We start from the raw sequence: 16,797 nt of genomic DNA on the forward strand, positions 1-16,797 counted from the left end.
TAGTACGACTAAATACGGGGGTGTAGTATTTGCTAAACAATAATTTTATTTTAAACGGCAAAACAGCTAAATCTTTATATGAACGTTTTGCTAAAGATGCGCCGGTTTACGACTATCACTGCCATCTATCCGCAAAAGAGATTTATGAAGATGAGACTTTTTCGGATATTTCATCAATCTGGCTGGGATATGACCATTACAAGTGGAGAACAATGCGTTTTGCGGGAGTACCTGAGATATATATAACCGGAGATGGAGACGGACGTAACAAATTCAAAATGTGGGCAAAGACCTGCGAAAGGCTTATCGGAAGTCCCCTTTACCATTGGGCGAATATGGAGCTGGAGACTTACTTCGGGGTGAATGAAGTTTTAAAGGAAAGCAATGCAGACAAAATATACGATTGCTGCAATGCAAAAATAAAGGAGGATAAGCTTTCTCCCGTAAAAATGATAATATCTTCCAATGTAAAGCTTATTTGTACTACGGACGACCCGGTTGACTCCCTTGAATATCATTTACTACTGGGAAAGAAGACTGACAAAGGATTTTGGGTTTTACCTACTTTCAGGCCGGATAATGCACTAAAGATACTAAATGACAACTTTGTTGAATACATAAAAACACTCGAGACTTCTTCAAATATAAAGATTATAACTTATAAGGACTTATTAGCTGCTCTGAAAAACAGAATTGAATTTTTCAGCCGGGCTGGCTGTGTTCTGTCGGATCACTCACTTGAAAGCCTTGTTTATTTGCCTACGGACTTTGATGAAGCTGGCAGTATATTTGAAAAGAAACTTAATGGAGCGCCTTTATCCGTTGAGGAGGCAGAAAAATATAAACTGTATACTCTATGCGTTTTAGCAGAGGCATATAAGGAAGCCGGATGGGCAATGCAACTGCATATTGGAGCTATCAGAAGTACCAATGATACCATGCTGAAAAAGGCTGGAGTTGATTCAGGGTTTGACATTATGAACGATTTCCAGATTGCTGAACCTTTGGCAAAGCTCCTTAATGACATGGATAAAAAGAATTCGCTGCCTAAGACAATATTATACACACTGAATTCCAAGGATAATCTTGTTTTGTCCTCCCTTCCACACTGCTTTACGGAGGATGGTGTTCCTGGAAAGGTACAGTTCGGGGCAGCGTGGTGGTTCAATGACCACAGGGAAGGCATAACGGCCCACTTTAAAGCTATTGCAGATCAGGGCATGTTGGCATACTTCGTAGGAATGCTTACTGACTCCAGAAGCTTTCTGTCTTATGTAAGACACGATTACTTCAGAAGGATTCTGTGTTCATTTGTCGGTGACCTTGTTGACAAGGGAGAATTTGCTGATGATGATGCAATATTGGGAGAAATTGTTGAAGGTGTTTGCTATAAGAATGTAGTAAGATATCTGGGCTTATAAGGATTGCTTAATAAGTTAAAGGGTTATTTTATCAAGGCTTGTGATAAAATAACCCTTCTGTAGTATGTTTGAAAGTATCTCTAAGATAAAACCTCAGCCAGCTTTTCTGCCTCTGTAATAGGCTCCATACACGAAAAATTCCGGCATACATACGCTGCAGTCTTACCGTTTTGCGACTTATAGTCTCCAACAAAAGGTGCAATTTCAGTAAGCTCCGGCGATATATTTGAGATGGTTACAGCAAAGGGTAAATATTTACGGTTTAAGGTATCTACCATCTCCTTGCCGTTTGTTCCTGCAATAACTACTTCTGACGATAAATCAGAAACGGAATACATGTAGCTGCAAAGCATGTAACTGTGCCCGGTTGGGGCTGCTTCAACCTGATTACTGAAAAAATCCATTATGGCTTTTGCTCTGTTTTCATATTCATGATGTCCGGTTATTCTTGCTAATCGCAACAGATTCATTGCTGCAACGGAGTTCCCGGAAGGAATTGCACCGTCATAACTTTCCCTTGGACGGGCAATAAGTTGTTCAGAATCATGTCCGTATAAAAATAATCCTGCAGAATTATTTTCTCCAAAGAGATTTAACATTACATCTGTCAATTTTAAGGCTCTTTTTAGATAAATGGTAGTAAACGTAGCCTCGTATAGTTCAAGCAATCCCCAGACAAGGAATGCGTAGTCTTCGAGGTAAGCAGGAAAAACTGCTTCTCCGTCACGGTAGCGAGCCAACAAACGTCCGTCAGTTCTGATAAGTTTTTTATATATGAAATCAACGCATCTTTTAGCCGATTCAATGTACCTGTCTTCACCGAAAATCCTGCCGCAATAAGCCATTGCAGCTGTCATAAGCCCGTTCCAGGATGTCAGAACCTTGTCATCCTTGTATGGATGGATTCTTTTTTCTCTGTGGTCAAAGAGTTTTTTGCGACATTCCTCTGCAAGATGCTTTTGTTGTTCGGGTAAAGTCCCTGTGTTAATAAGGTTTGGTATGTTCAAACCTTCAAAGTTGCCGGAGGATGATATGTCGAATATTTTACAATATTCTTCACCGTCCTTCGAGCCCAGAATGTCAATTACTTCCTCTCTTGACCAAATATAAAACTTGCCTTCAACACCTTCTGAATCAGCATCTTCGGCAGAATAAAAAGCGCCGAATTGAGAGGTCATATCTCTTTGTACATAATCAAGTATCTGTCTGGCAGTTTCTTCATAGTTTTTGTTTCCGGTTGCAGAATAAGCCTCTCCATGTGCGATAGCTAAGAGTGCATTGTCATAAAGCATTTTTTCAAAATGGGGAACAAGCCACTTTTTGTCTGTTGAGTATCTGCTGAATCCAAAGCCAATGTGATCGAAAATTCCGCCATTTTTCATTGATAAAAGAGTCTTTTCTACCATTTCAAGTGCAAAAGACTCTTTTTCCGTGTACCAGTATCTAAGCAAAAAGAGCAGCGTATGGGGAGACGGGAATTTAGGAGAGGTTCCGAAACCTCCATATTCACTGTCAAAATTATATTTAAAATGTGTAAATGCTTCATGTATAATGTCTTTTGAAATTCTCGTGCCCTCGGAAGAGGTTTCCTGACTCACATGTTCTATGATGGTTTTTGCTGATTCTAATAGACTATCTCTTTTACTGTCCCATGCTTCTTTTACTGATTTAAGCAGAGACATAAGACCCATAAAGCCTCTACTGTCATATTTCGGAAAATATGTTCCGGCATAAAACGGCTGCTTGTCAGGGGTTAGAAATACTGTGAGAGGCCACCCGCCGTGGCCGGTTAATGCCTGACAGACGGACATGTAAATGCTGTCTATATCAGGTCTTTCTTCCCGGTCAACCTTTATACATATGAAATCCCGGTTCAATATGTGTGCTACTTCCTCATTCTCAAAAGATTCACGTTCCATTACATGACACCAGTGACATGTGCTGTAGCCTATGCTTAGAAAAATAGGTTTGTCTTCGCCTACTGCTCGTGAAAAGGCCTCCGGGCCCCAGGGATACCAGTCAACAGGGTTATATGCATGTTGGAGGAGATATGGGGATTTTTCTTGAATTAGTTTGTTAGGCATTTTATTATTTTCTGGCATGGAATCACTTCCTTTATAATTTTGTAGTCTTGCTACTATATTTACCACAAAATTAGTATTCCAAAAGGGTAATGATGTATTCAGTTTTTAAATGTAGGAGTATTCATATTAACAGTACATTTAGCTCAATAGTTTTATCGTATGAGGTTTGGAGTAAACTGAAAATAATTACTTTTTGTTGACGATAGTTTTTATAATATTACAATTACATATATAGTGCATTTGTATACTAAAAGACATGATATATAAATAACTAAAGCTTTTAGCAGGTTTAATAATTTTCAAAGGAGAATTAGATAAATGAATATTTTTGAAACCGAGAGATTAATTATTAAGGAATATTCTATTAATGATGTTTCAGAGTTAAATGAAATTTTATCAAGCCCTATAACTATGAGCTTTTGGCCTTCTCCATTTAGTTTACAACAGACCGAAGATTGGGTATACAATAACATTGGAAGATATAAGAAACTGGGATTTGGAAGATGGGCTGTTGTTTTAAAAGACAATGGTACGCTTATCGGTGATTGTGGAATTATGCTTTCGGAAATTGACGGTAAACAAGAAAATGATTTAGGCTATATAATTAATTACCCATATTGGAGAAAAGGATTTGCAATAGAGGTAGTAAATGCATGTAAAGAATATGCTTTTATGAATTTAAAAATTAATAGATTATGTGCAAATATGCCGTTTAATCATGAGGGATCAAGAAAAGTTGCTGAAAAAATAGGGATGAAGAAAGAAAAAGAATTTTATAACAGTAGAAATAGGGATATATTAACGTACTTATACTCAATCTCAAAAAATGATTAATTCAAACCGCCATTTAGTAAAAAAATTATTCTTGAAAGGATGAGGGATATGATATTGGATCTATTAAAAAAGCGAAAAAGTGTAAGAAACTTTACAGGAGAAGAGGTTCCGGAAAAAGTTACTAATTATATTCTTGATGCCGGAAGGTTGTCACCATCTGGTGGAAACCAGCAGCCTTGGAAATTCGGATTGATAACCGATAAGGAACTGATTAACGAAATTTCTGACATAGCTTATAAACAGAGTTGGATAAAAACGGCTGGCTTTCTGATTGTTCTCTGTACATACAATGTAGACAAATCATGTGGTGGCAGAGGTATTCAAAAAGCACGTTATCCGGGCATTGCTGAAATAATAGATAATATGGACGATGAGATTTACACAAAACTGCATCTTGAAGAACACCAAACAAAAATTCCCGGGACGCATATGGTCATGGCTGCATTAGAACATGGATTGGGGTCAACATGGGTTTCCTACTTTGATGTAGACAAACTTACACATTTTCTAAACCTGCCTAAACCTTATATTGCTTCCGAGATTATTGCTTTCGGCTATCCGGTTAATAATGAAAAAATAACAGATAAAAAGAGTTTTGATGAGGTTGTATTTTATAATAAGTTTTAACATCGCAAGCTAGGAAATATTTTAACTGACTCTCTATGATAAACTTAAGTTACCGTACGGAGAAGGTAATTAAGAGGAGAACAGCTATGACCACAATTGAACTGTTACAGAGGTCAATTGAATACATTGAGAAAAATTTAAAGGGTGAAATTTCATTGTCTGAGCTTGCAGAGTTTGAAGGATTTTCAACTTATCATTTTAGCCATATTTTTTGTGATTTTGTAGGTATGCCTGTTACAGCCTTTATTACGAAACGCAGGCTTCAGCATATAATCTATGATGTTCAAAATGGCAGCAAGCTGATTGATACTGTTCTTTTGTATGGCTTTGATACCCACGCAGGATTTTTCAAAGCATTCAAACGGGAATTTGGTTGCTCTCCGACAAAGTTTTTAAAAATTAATACTGCTAAGAAACCAAAAGCAGTAAACTTATTAAGGGAGTCAAGAGTTAAGCTTACACAAACACAAATAAGGCAACTATTATCAAACTGGGATATTGAAACAAAAGCTGACATATGCAATACATTTACAGCAGGCGGTGCAATGAAGTCCAACAATTCATGGGTTATAGGTGATAAATATATTTTTAAAACAGGTAGAAATATCGCTGGGCTCAAAACACACATTGATATTTCAAGAGCACTCCAAAAGAGTGGTATGGTTGCAGCTTGCCCGGTAAAGACCAAAAACGGTGAAGATTTTCTTGTCGAGAATGGCAGGTTCTATGTACTTACAAACCAAATTATAGGGGAGCTTTTAAATCCTGAACAACGCTATACTGGGGACAGAATAGCTACAGGTAAAAAGTATGGAGAAGCTATCGGCAATCTCCATAGAATTCTAAAAAGTCAGGATAGTAACTTAGATGTTAATGACAGCAATCTTTTTGACACAGTTATTAACTGGGCATTGCCTGAGACAAAGCGAAATATGGAGCAATGGGGTTGTCCATTACCCGATGAGTTTTATTCTGATTATACTGAAAATTTCAGTAAACTTTATGACAAGTTACCCAAACATATCATTCATCGCGATGCCAATCCGTCAAATATTATGTTTAATAATGGTGAAGTAAGCGGTTTTATTGATTTTGATATCAGCGAATAGAACGTAAGAATTTTTGACCCTTGCTATTGTGCTACTGGAATTTTATCAGAAGCAGGTGAAGTCGATGGTGGCTTTGAAATAATGGGGCGAAATACTAAAAGGAATATTTCTCGGGTATGATAGCATTTATAAATTAACTGATATTAAGAAGCAGTCAATACCATATGTGATATATTCCATCCAGATGATATTCATTGCATGGCTGATTGAAAATGAGTCATATAAAAATTGTACTATGCAGAACAGAAAAATACTTGTTTGGATTTGGGAAAATAAAGACAAATGTTTTGGAACATTGTAATTACTTTAAAACCAGCTTTCTATAATATGATTTTATCATAGAAAGCTGGTCATAATTTTTATTTCTTTTCAATGGTTATATCGTCAAACCAGGCAGTTCCTTTTGCAAGGTTAATTGCATCACCAAGTCTGCAATAAATTTTTGCATTTGTATTACTCCCTGAGTTAAAATCAACATATATCTGTGTCCACCCATTATTTGTATCAAGAACGGAACCAGATACTGCAAGGTCTGTTCCGGAGATTACGGCCAGATTTGCACCCACAGCTCCGGATATTACGTTTTGGGTTTTAACCCATGCACTTACACGATAATCAGTGTTAGTCTCAACAGGTATATTTTTATGCAAAAAAGCATAATTGGAAGCTTGGTTAGATAAAATACTTACTGAACGCAAACCGCTGTGCTTAGTGCTACTGTCCGACATAGATATTGAATTGGTATCCGGATCACTATTAGAGCTGTAGAAAGACCATCCGGAAGCTTTATTATTTGCAGAAAATTCAAATCCCAGATTATAATCCTTTTCCAGCTTAATATCATCAAACCACGCTGTACCGCTTGAGTTGAGCGATAGATGCAATTTCAGACTGGTGTCACTTCCTGAGTACCAGTGCATATATACCGGAGTCCAGTCCTGAGTCCCAGCTATTGAATTACTAAAGAAGCAATTCATTCCACCATAGGTTGACGGAACTTGAATTTCCAGACATGCACCTCTGCCATAAGTAGCAGTAACATTGGAGGTTTTTATATAACCGCTGATCAAATAATGTGTATCCGGCTCAATGTTTGTATCGAGCTCATAATAGCCCCCAGTATTAATGTCATTCCCGGTAACGCATGCAGAGTAGCTGCCGCTGTTAACAACATTTTGATCTAAATATGTTCTTCCATACCAAACATTTTGCGTCCACCCAGAAGGCGTACCATCAGTATTTAGTGACTCAAATCCCGGATTAGGGATATCCTGAGAATATAGACTCATTCTTGAAACATAAATGGTAAATTCCTGAGCATATTTATTAATAGTTATTCCCGAAGAATCCTTGTTATAGGCAGTTAAGATAACGGTATACGAATTTCCTGCCTGTGAGGCTTGCGGTACCCAATCTATGGTTTTAGTATTGCTATTATAGGACGCTCCATCCGGTAGTCCGGCAACATCCAGAAAAACCGGATCGTTTTCAGGATCCGTTGTTTGAAAATTAATTTTAAAGGGTTTATTCGGATAAGCATTTACGTCGCTAAGATCATTTGAGACAAGAGGACACTTGTTTTGGGGTTTAGTGAAATTGTATTTCAGAGTGGGGTCACCAAGAAGGATGAATTCAGGTCTTAGATTAGTGTTCATATCTTGGAACCTTGATACCATATTATTAAAAGCAGTACCTATACAATTGGTTTTAAGGTCTTCAAAATATTGGGGATCAGCAAAAAAATTACTACTGATTGTCATTCCGGTGATATTACAAACATTTGATTCACCTGTATTGCTGTCTTTGTTGAACAGAAAAGTAGCACCGAGATTGCTTGTGGTAAAATCACAGGCTGAACATGAATTAAGGTGAAGATAGTTCACTTTTACGGTTATGCTATTAATGTCGTCTATACTAGGGTAATCAAATATAGCACTATCCTCTGAACCGTTTGGATGGGTCGGAATGGACCAGCCTTCTTGGCTTGCATGGATTGTCTCGTACCCCAATCTGTATCCGCCTTTAAGAAGTTTCATAAAATTGTCTTTAGTTGTTGAGGATTTATTTGATATACTGTATATATCTTTTTCTAAATTTGCTAGGCCAGAAACCATTTTAGGTTCATATTCTACAAAATCATCGTCCACAAAAGAAAAAGCTTTAGCGTCGAAAGTCATGTTTTCAGTAAAACGGAAGGCATGAATTTTTGAAAGGTACTCCGAAGTTTTTTGGCTTGCCTGCTGATCAGAGTCTGAAATAGCTCCTGCAGATATTCTGCCATAAATCATATCGGGAGCACTTGTCTGAGAATTGTAAGATGCCTCATATAAACCGTCTCCATCTGAGTCTGACCAATTGCTCATATCTGAATAAAAGAGGTCTGTTGGTACGTTTTCATTCGAACCGGGATTTGCTTCCCAGGAAGCTGAAGGAATTGATGGGGCGGAACCTATAATTACAAAGCCTTGATAACCTTGCTCATAATATCCCCTGATTACTTGCTTCAGTGCATTCGGGTTTTCGCAAACGTGGAAACTTTCGTCTCCTGCATAGTTACTGTCCGGTACGTTGTTAACTTTTATGAGTGTAGGGGACCAACCCTCATTTGCTAAATCAGATAAGTATGTATTTAATTCACTTTGACAAGTACCATAAATTTTACTACTTACAATTACCAGAAACCCGTGAGTGGGATCGAAAACAGGTTCAGAACCCCATATTTTAATGTTATTTATGTAAGCGGTTGCTTTACTCCACTCTGTATAACCAGTATTTGCCAAGCTGAAGGAATAATCATTTTGTTGGTTGTAATTTGACCCGTCTGCTTTAGAAATATTAGTTTTAAGCTCAAGGCTTGTGTTTGGAGCTAGAGACATGCCTGCGGGGAAACTTATTTCCAGATAGTTATCGGCATTGGCAGTGGGTGCAGTCATGTCCACAAAGCTACCTGTTACCCCTGAAACATCACAATTGAAATTCTGTGTACTACCACTGTCTTTGGTAAAATAGTATCTAATATTAACACTTGACAGGCTTAAAGAGTTTACTCCATAATTGGCAATTTTAAAATTAGGGGATATGGTGTTTGTTGTTGGAGCGGTATTTTCCATATACATCTCAACTCTTAAAGCACCGCTTGCAGCATTGGCAGGTGGATTTATAACAAAGGTAAATAGCTGGAACAAAAGCAGAAATGCTAAGGTTGCTGAAATGATTTTACTTCGTTTTTGCATAAGAATCTCCTTTAGTTGAACTAAGTAGTTTTATTTATTGAAAGCTGGCCAGCTGACAATCCAATTTTATAAAGATGCGTATTACAGGACTTGAAGTTAAAAAGTTCAGTAAAATAATACATAATTGTTTTCTGTAAACAATTATGTATTATTTTACCACTGGGATTTTATTTAATCAACTTTTTTTGACAAGGTAGCTTCTAAACTGTCAAAAACGTCGAGTAATGATACTCGGATTACTGTATAATAAAATCACTTCCGGAAGTAATAACTTAGAAGGAGGATAGAATTTGGATTATTTTATTGAAATATGCGCAATTATAACTTTTATAGAGCAACGAATAAAGCAGAGGCTTGATTTTACCGAACTCGAAAAAACCTTAAACTTTTCTTATCGTCACATAATAGGGATATTTAAGATACGAACCAACATGTCTTTGTCTCATTACATTATGATTCGAAAGATTGCTAATTGTGCTCTTGAAATAGTATCGACACCAAAAAGCCTGACAACAATAGCTTTCGAATATGGCTTTGACAACTATGATACTTTTACTAGGGCTTTTAAGCGTGAAACAGGTATCAGGCCATCAGAGTTTAAGAAGTTTGGACTTGTGTGTGGAAGAAAGCATATTTGCTTGGGCGTATATGCTCCGGCTATTTTAAATCTTGATCAAGAATCTGTCCTTCTAAATTTATCGGAGGCTGATTTTATGAGTAAAACTTTTGAAACACAGGATAGTTGTATTCTTTATGGTGTACCTAAGGTGCACTATGGACGTAATGTTGACGGTGGTTGGCAAGGTACTCCATTTCCTATGTGCTTACAGGCTGTCTTGGATTATATGGGTCAAAATGTCCATTATTCATATATTATGGCAGCATCGGGTGCATCATTTAGATTAAGATGGAATGTAAATGGTTGGGATTTAAGTGCTGTTGATATCAGAAATATCTACGAAAAACCGTTAATGCCGTTTGAACTGGCATTTAAAGCAGTGGGGAGAAAGTTTAAGATTCTAAATAAAGATTCCAACTCATATAGCAAGAAGGATTTTATTAATCTCATTAAGTCGGAAATTGATGAGGGACGTCCAGTGATTACCCTTGGAGTTGTTGGCCCTCCTGAAGCCAGCATCATAACAGGTTACAAAGATAATTGTGAAACGGTATTAGGATGGAGTTTGTTTCAAGATAATATGGAGTTTTCAAATAACGTTACTTTTGATGAATCGGGGTATTTTATTTGCAATAACTGGTGGGAAAATACGGAAGCAGTTATGTCAATTGGAGAAGAAATATGCGTAATGTCTTCAATGAAAGAGTTGCTTGAAAATGCTTACTATCTACTAACTACGGATGCAATCCGGGTGGAGGAATGTGGTACATATTTGGGAGGACAAAAAGCATACTCTGCATGGGCCAGTGCTATGACAGAAGATTTAAATTTCTCAAAACAAACACAGCTTTCTTTATTAATAGAACATATAATGTGTTTTGGAGATGCTGCTACAATGGTAGGTGAAGGCCGCTCATATGCGGCAGGATATATAAACTGGATAGGAGAAACAAATCCGGAAGTGTCAAAGGAATGTAGAAATTGTGCAGGATACCTTAATGCAGTAGCCGATTGTGTTACAAAAATGTCAAATATACTAGGAGGCTTTGGCGGTGAGGATGCAGTGCAAAAATTTGCTGATAAAGAAATCAGAATGCAAATTGTTTCTTTAATAAAACTGGCACAGCGAAATGAGGCTAAGGCTTGTGATGAATTAAAAACCTTAATTAGCAAGATATAAGAAATTATTTCGTAGGAGCATTAGTCTGTAAGAAAGGAAGGGAAGTATGAATATACATGAGCGTATTGAAAAGTGGCAAGTAGAAGATGGGGTATACTTGTTTCATAAAATGAAATTACCGGATAACTCCGTACTTATTGATTTTGGGTGTGGTTATGGGGAATATACTATTTCATTGGCACTTTCGAATAAGAATAGCACTGTATACTCCGTTGATAAGAATAAAAAAATGTTGGAAATTGTACAAAACAAAATAGATACTCATTCTATAACAAACGTACACCTTGTCAAGGCAGACGGGTCTCTTTTGATAGATTTTCCTGATTGCTATTCTGATATGATATTAATGTATGACTTTATTCACGGTAACACACAGGAGAAGTTACCGATAAGATTTGAGATGTTCGAGGAAGCCAGAAGGGTATTAAAACCAGATGGGATTCTTTCTATAGCGCCGTTTGAATGTGAATATCTTAGGGATTTAAGTGGAAAAAGAAGAAAGTACTCTCTTGGTAAGCTGATTTCTGAGGTTGAGAATTATGGATTTCGGTATTCCGAAAGTATTGATGGGGCAGTTCACTTCGATTATTATCACAGCCCCTATCATTGGAAGAAATTAAACGGTGAGATGCCGTTTGATTATCTGGAAGTTGGACCGGTTATAAATTTTTATAAACAAAAGTAGGTTTATATCAGGAAATTGGAACATCTTCTGAATTTGCCCTAACCCTTATATTGCTTCTGAGATTATTGCTTTAGGTTATCCGGTTAATAATGAAAAAGTTACTTTTATTTGCAACTACTTGACCTATAAGTTTACAGAATATAACATTAGATAAGTAAAAAATAGTACACGCTTGTTTGAAGTTATGTACTAATTAATAGATTACTACAACAATTTTTATTGAAGAATGGAGAAATATGAAAGCAGATAATAATACGCCCATAACTTATTGGCTTGGGTGTTCAACTTGTGCTGGGAAGACAACAATTTCAAATATTCTTTCAGAGAAATATGGATTTATAGTTTACCACTGTGATGAATATTTGGCAAAACATATTGAAAAATCAAATGCTCAAGAACATCCAAATCTAAACCGAGTAACTAAAATTAGTTGGAATGATATTCTTAGTATGAAAGTTGACGAATATTTGGAATGGACAATTGGTTTATTCAATGAAGAATTTAAAATGATTTTAGAAGATTTATATAAGTTATCTGAAGGCAAACCTATTCTTGTAGAAGGTGTAGGCTTGCTTCCAGAACTTATAAACAATGAAATTTCTGATATTGACCATGCTATATTGGTAGTAGCCGATGAAGTATTTTATATAAAGCATCAAATGGACAGGAAGGAATTGTTTGAAAGAATAAGGGAATGCACAAACCCAGAACAGGCATTGGAAAATTATATAAATTTTGATTTAGCAATGGGTAGATACATTATTAATGATGCAAAAAGGCTTGGTTTGAGTGTAATTGAAGTAGGAAATGATAGTGACATAATAAAAAATGTAGAAGCCATTTCCTCACATTTCAAATTGGTTTAAGGTTGTTGAGTAATGTTTGTTTTTTATACTATATACCCACAATATTTACGAAAAGAGCCCATCTTATCAACTTTTTTTGACAGGTATGTACTGTTATCAAAACTACTTTCCATGACAATTTAAAATTATTTGTATTTTTTAACCTACAAGTAGTAAGATTTAATTCAGTACAATCAATAATTTTTGTATACATAATGATTAAAGCTGATAAAGGTTATGTTTAACCTTGTTAAAAATTTAACCAACACTTTGTAGGTAAGGTCTAAAATTAAGCAGGATTTTCCATGGAAGTGTCGAATTATGATAGAATAAGTCGAATAATATTTTATATGTATTTTGCTGAAAAATAAAATACATCGAAACACACGTAAGACTAAGTCACTCTAATAGTCGGAGGGAAAATTATGCAACAAAATTTATTGCTGAATCATGTAAGGAAGGTTAATAAGATTTTAAACTGGGTATTTTTTGCACTAGGATTTGTTATGTTAATTGCAGGTATCGCCACACGGACTATAGCTTCAAGTAGTATACCTCTTGCGATAACAATCGTGTCAGCCTTTCTGGCTTTGTTTTTAAGGTATAAAAAGAAGGACGTGGCGGCAAGTTATGTTATAGTTGTATCAGCTCTAGCACAGGTACTCCCTTTACTACCAATGATGGGCAGTAATGCTTTTATTATGGCTATGCTACCAATCACTGTTACTGCATTATATTTGAATAAATGGATTTTTATTTTCGTCGGAAGCATTATTAATGCGATTGTGATTATATTACAAATAGTAATGCCAGGTTCCAGCATAGTGACTTACATATTTCCTGATGTATTCCAATTGCTAATAACACTTGTGCTATTTTTATTGGTAAAAAACGGTGAGAAACTGATACGGGATGCGAGTGAAAAGGCAGAACAAGCAAATAAATTTTTAGATGAGCTGCAAAATACTATGAATGTAGTTAAAACCAGCACATCAGGTTTAAATGTTGATATCTCCAAAGCTACTGAGAATCTTGAAGTAGTTCATGAAATCAGCAGTTCAATAACATCAGCTACTAAGGAAATTACTACAGGTATTGTGGGGCAAAGTTCAAGTGTTACTCAGATTAGTCAGATGATAAAAGAGGCAGATAATAAAATATCTGAGCTAACAGAATTTTCAAATCAATTAGAGAATGTTTCAGCCAATGCAAGTCATGTTGTAACAGAGGGCTCAGAAAAAATAAATACAATGGATATGCAAATGGAAATAATCAACCAAGCTGTTACAAAATCCTTTGAGACAGTTCAGGAACTCAATGAAAACATGGATGAAATAAACAATTTCCTTTCAGGAATAACACAAATAGCAGAACAAACAAATTTACTTGCTTTAAATGCAGCCATTGAAGCTGCCAGAGCCGGGGAATCGGGAAAAGGCTTTGCAGTTGTGGCTGAAGAAGTTAGAAAACTGGCTGAACAAAGTGCGAATACTGTAAGACAAATTTACCAGATTATAAATCAAATAAAAGAAAAGACTAAAAATGCAATTGACGAAGTTAGTAGAGGACAGATAGCAACTCAAGACGGTGAGAAGGTTGTCAAAGTTGTTAATCAGAACTTTGAAATGGTTCAAGTGGCTTTTAAGGATATTGACAGGTACATTTCTGATGAAATTAGTAGAATCGGAAATATTGCTGATTTGTTCTCCAGTATTAATGTGGAGGTAGAAAGCATTGCCAGCATTTCAGAAGAGCAAGCTGCTTCAACAGAAGAGTTATTATCAACTTTAGAAGAACAAAATTCAAATATTGAAAATATGTATGGTTTAATTCAGGGTATTAAAACTTCCAGCGAGAATTTGCAGGGTATAGTTAAATAAACGTACAGAGGTATTAAAAAAGCCTTTTAATAATAAATAACACACTTCACTGTGGGATGGGTAGAAATAACCTATCCTTTTTTATTGTATACTGTTCTAATGACATCTCTGCTATTTTGTGTGATAAAGGTTTTCCAAGCTTTGCACCTTTATTAATATAAACCTCTAATAAGTCGTCTACTTTGAAATATTGAAAGGTATATTTCTCCTGCTTTTAATACTTATTGTATTTATATTGTACTATTAATGCAAATATAAGAAAAACACAAGTTTTTTTCTCTTGACACCCGATAAAGGTGTGTATATACTGTATGTGTAACAACAATAACAGTAATGACATTTGAAACAGCAGGAGGGAAAATTGAAAATCATAATTTCCAATACATCTGGAGTACCCATATACGAACAGATAAAAGAACAGATAAAAAGCTCAATCCTGTCGGGTGAAATTGAAGAAAACCAGTTGCTGCCTTCATTAAGACAGCTTGCAAGGGAACTGAAAATCAGCGTACTTACGACTACCAGAGCGTACACTGAGTTGGAGCAGGAGGGCTATGTCACCAATGTACAGGGTAAAGGCTGCTACGTGCTGGGGAGAGGCTCTGAACTGATACGGGAACAGCTTTTAAGGGATATAGAAGAAAATCTGTCTGCTGCAATAAAGTCTGCCAGAAGGGCGGAGGTATCAGAAGAGGATCTTGTTAAAATGCTGAAAATTCTTATGGAGGATGAGGGATATGAGTAATGATATAGAAATAAGAAATCTATGTAAAAACTTTGATAGTTTTAAACTAAGCAATATCAGCTTTTCTTTACCCCAAGGATATATTATGGGGCTGGTGGGGCCTAACGGTGCCGGGAAAACCACTACTATCAAGCTTATGCTTAACATGCTACAGAAAACATCAGGTGATATAAAGATTCTGGGATTGGATAGTGTTGCCGAACAGAACCGGATTAAGGAAAGTATAGGTGCAGTATTTGATACGAGTTATTTTGTTCAGGATTGGACTGTAAACGAAGTTGAGCGCTATGTAGGTATGTTTTACAGTACTTGGGATTCAGCTAAGTATAAATCGTTTATAAGTAAATTCGGACTAAGCCCTGATAAAAAGGTAAAGGACCTGTCAAGAGGAATGCAGATGAAGCTGATGATATCATGTGCATTATCCCACGATGCAAGACTATTGATACTCGATGAACCAACAAGCGGACTGGACCCGGTTGCAAGAGATGAGTTCCTTGATATAATGACACAATTTATAGAAGACGGCAAAAGAAGTATATTATTTTCAACACATATAACATCAGACCTTGATAAGATTGCAGATTACATTACTTTTATAAATCAGGGGTGTCTATTTTACACAGGAACCAAGGATGAATTTATTGACGGTTTCAGAATGGTAAAGGGCGGTAAAACCGATATTACCTCGGAACAGGAAAACAAAATGATTGGAATAAGGAAATATTCCACAGGTTTTGAGGGATTGATTAAAACCGAGGACTTAAAGGTTTATGGAAACCTAGCCTGTGAACCTGTTTCCATTGACGATATAATTGTTTTTACAAACAGAGGGGGTAGGGTCAATGACTAACATTATAAAAATCGTAAAACTGGATTTTGCATTAATAAAACCATATATTAAAATTATACTGATTGCACTGGTGTCTCCGTTAATCATAATGTTCACCATGAAGGATATAATTTCAGGTACTTTATTCTGCATGTGTATGATGGCAATGACCTCTGGATATACCTTCTCAGTTGCAGAAAAGAACGATCTTAGCAGACTCTACGGCCTTCTTCCCATAAGCCGAAACGATATTGTAACCGGAAAATACGTGTTTATAATTATAGAAGGATTAATTTTAAATTTATTAGGAGTATCCGCAAACGCTATTATTTTAAATATATTAAAGGTGAAGTTTACGTCCAGTGATATTTTAATCGGGATTAGTGTTGGCCTTATAACTTACGCTTTCTTTACTGCTATACAGTTGCCGTTCTTCTTCAAATTTGGAGGTATAAAGGGAAGATTCTTTTCATTCCTGCCTTTCCTGGGAATTTTCTCAATTAGTGAAGTAGCAAAAAGAATGAGTCCCGATAAGCTGGCAGAACTGTCCTCAATTGCAATAATAAATAATCCGTATGGGTTGCTTATAATCAGTATTTTGTTCAGTATAATAGTATACAGTATATCGGGAGGTATATCACAAAAAATATATAGCCGGCTCAATTAAAATAAAGCGGCCTGACTGCAGATTTATGTTACAGTT

The 16,797-nt window shown here is 36.1% G+C and carries 13 protein-coding genes; 11 read left to right on the forward strand and 2 right to left on the reverse strand.

Annotation, left to right across the window (positions count from 1 at the left end):
- The first annotated feature begins 29 nt into the window (after positions 1–29).
- A complete protein-coding gene (gene uxaC / locus L323_RS35635) occupies positions 30–1,421 on the forward strand; it encodes a glucuronate isomerase (protein ID WP_020816466.1) in 1,392 nt (463 codons plus the stop codon).
- A gap of 80 nt (positions 1,422–1,501) precedes the next feature.
- On the opposite strand, the gene L323_RS35640 is transcribed toward uxaC, so the two are convergent.
- A complete protein-coding gene (locus L323_RS35640; protein ID WP_020816467.1) occupies positions 1,502–3,523 on the reverse strand; it encodes a thioredoxin domain-containing protein in 2,022 nt (673 codons plus the stop codon).
- A 300-nt stretch (positions 3,524–3,823) separates the two neighbouring features.
- Here L323_RS35640 and L323_RS35645 point away from each other — a divergent pair, with 300 nt between their 5' ends.
- The 3 genes from L323_RS35645 to L323_RS35655 all read left to right on the forward strand — a co-directional run bounded on the left by L323_RS35645 (position 3,824) and on the right by L323_RS35655 (position 6,075).
- Entirely contained in the window at positions 3,824–4,339 is a 516-nt protein-coding gene (locus L323_RS35645; protein ID WP_020816468.1) for a GNAT family N-acetyltransferase, read from the forward strand.
- A gap of 48 nt (positions 4,340–4,387) precedes the next feature.
- Positions 4,388–4,966 (forward strand): nitroreductase family protein, encoded by a 579-nt coding sequence (locus tag L323_RS35650; protein ID WP_020816469.1) that lies wholly within the window; start codon positions 4,388–4,390, stop codon positions 4,964–4,966.
- 86 nt (positions 4,967–5,052) lie between these two features.
- Positions 5,053–6,075 carry a helix-turn-helix domain-containing protein gene (locus L323_RS35655; RefSeq protein ID WP_020816470.1) on the forward strand — a complete coding sequence of 341 codons (1,023 nt, stop codon included), beginning with the start codon at positions 5,053–5,055 and terminating at the stop codon, positions 6,073–6,075.
- Positions 6,076–6,434: 359 nt separating this feature from the next.
- Here the strand turns inward: L323_RS35655 and L323_RS35660 are convergent, their stop codons facing one another.
- Positions 6,435–9,308, reverse strand: a complete 2,874-nt coding sequence (locus tag L323_RS35660) for a cellulose binding domain-containing protein (RefSeq protein WP_020816471.1) — start codon at positions 9,306–9,308, stop codon at positions 6,435–6,437.
- A 290-nt stretch (positions 9,309–9,598) separates the two neighbouring features.
- Here L323_RS35660 and L323_RS35665 point away from each other — a divergent pair, with 290 nt between their 5' ends.
- The 7 genes from L323_RS35665 (at position 9,599) to L323_RS35695 (ending at position 16,761) form a co-directional block, all read left to right on the forward strand.
- Positions 9,599–11,107 (forward strand): helix-turn-helix domain-containing protein, encoded by a 1,509-nt coding sequence (locus L323_RS35665; RefSeq protein WP_020816472.1) that lies wholly within the window; start codon positions 9,599–9,601, stop codon positions 11,105–11,107.
- Between the two features lie 46 nt (positions 11,108–11,153).
- Positions 11,154–11,792 (forward strand): class I SAM-dependent methyltransferase, encoded by a 639-nt coding sequence (locus L323_RS35670; RefSeq protein ID WP_020816473.1) that lies wholly within the window; start codon positions 11,154–11,156, stop codon positions 11,790–11,792.
- 236 nt (positions 11,793–12,028) lie between these two features.
- Positions 12,029–12,658 carry a hypothetical protein gene (locus tag L323_RS35675; protein ID WP_020816474.1) on the forward strand — a complete coding sequence of 210 codons (630 nt, stop codon included), beginning with the start codon at positions 12,029–12,031 and terminating at the stop codon, positions 12,656–12,658.
- 404 nt (positions 12,659–13,062) lie between these two features.
- Entirely contained in the window at positions 13,063–14,517 is a 1,455-nt protein-coding gene (locus tag L323_RS35680) for a methyl-accepting chemotaxis protein (protein WP_020816475.1), read from the forward strand.
- A gap of 361 nt (positions 14,518–14,878) precedes the next feature.
- Positions 14,879–15,262 carry a GntR family transcriptional regulator gene (locus tag L323_RS35685; RefSeq protein WP_020816476.1) on the forward strand — a complete coding sequence of 128 codons (384 nt, stop codon included), beginning with the start codon at positions 14,879–14,881 and terminating at the stop codon, positions 15,260–15,262.
- The gene (locus L323_RS35690) at positions 15,255–16,115 is read left to right on the forward strand and encodes an ABC transporter ATP-binding protein (RefSeq protein ID WP_020816477.1); all 861 of its coding nucleotides are present in this window, start codon (positions 15,255–15,257) and stop codon (positions 16,113–16,115) included. Before L323_RS35685 ends, L323_RS35690 begins: the two co-directional genes overlap by 8 nt.
- Entirely contained in the window at positions 16,108–16,761 is a 654-nt protein-coding gene (locus L323_RS35695) for an ABC-2 transporter permease (RefSeq protein ID WP_020816478.1), read from the forward strand. Before L323_RS35690 ends, L323_RS35695 begins: the two co-directional genes overlap by 8 nt.
- The last annotated feature ends 36 nt before the right edge of the window (positions 16,762–16,797 follow it).

Source organism: Ruminiclostridium papyrosolvens C7 (assembly GCF_000421965.1).
Lineage (GTDB): Bacteria > Bacillota > Clostridia > Acetivibrionales > DSM-1351 > Ruminiclostridium > Ruminiclostridium papyrosolvens_A.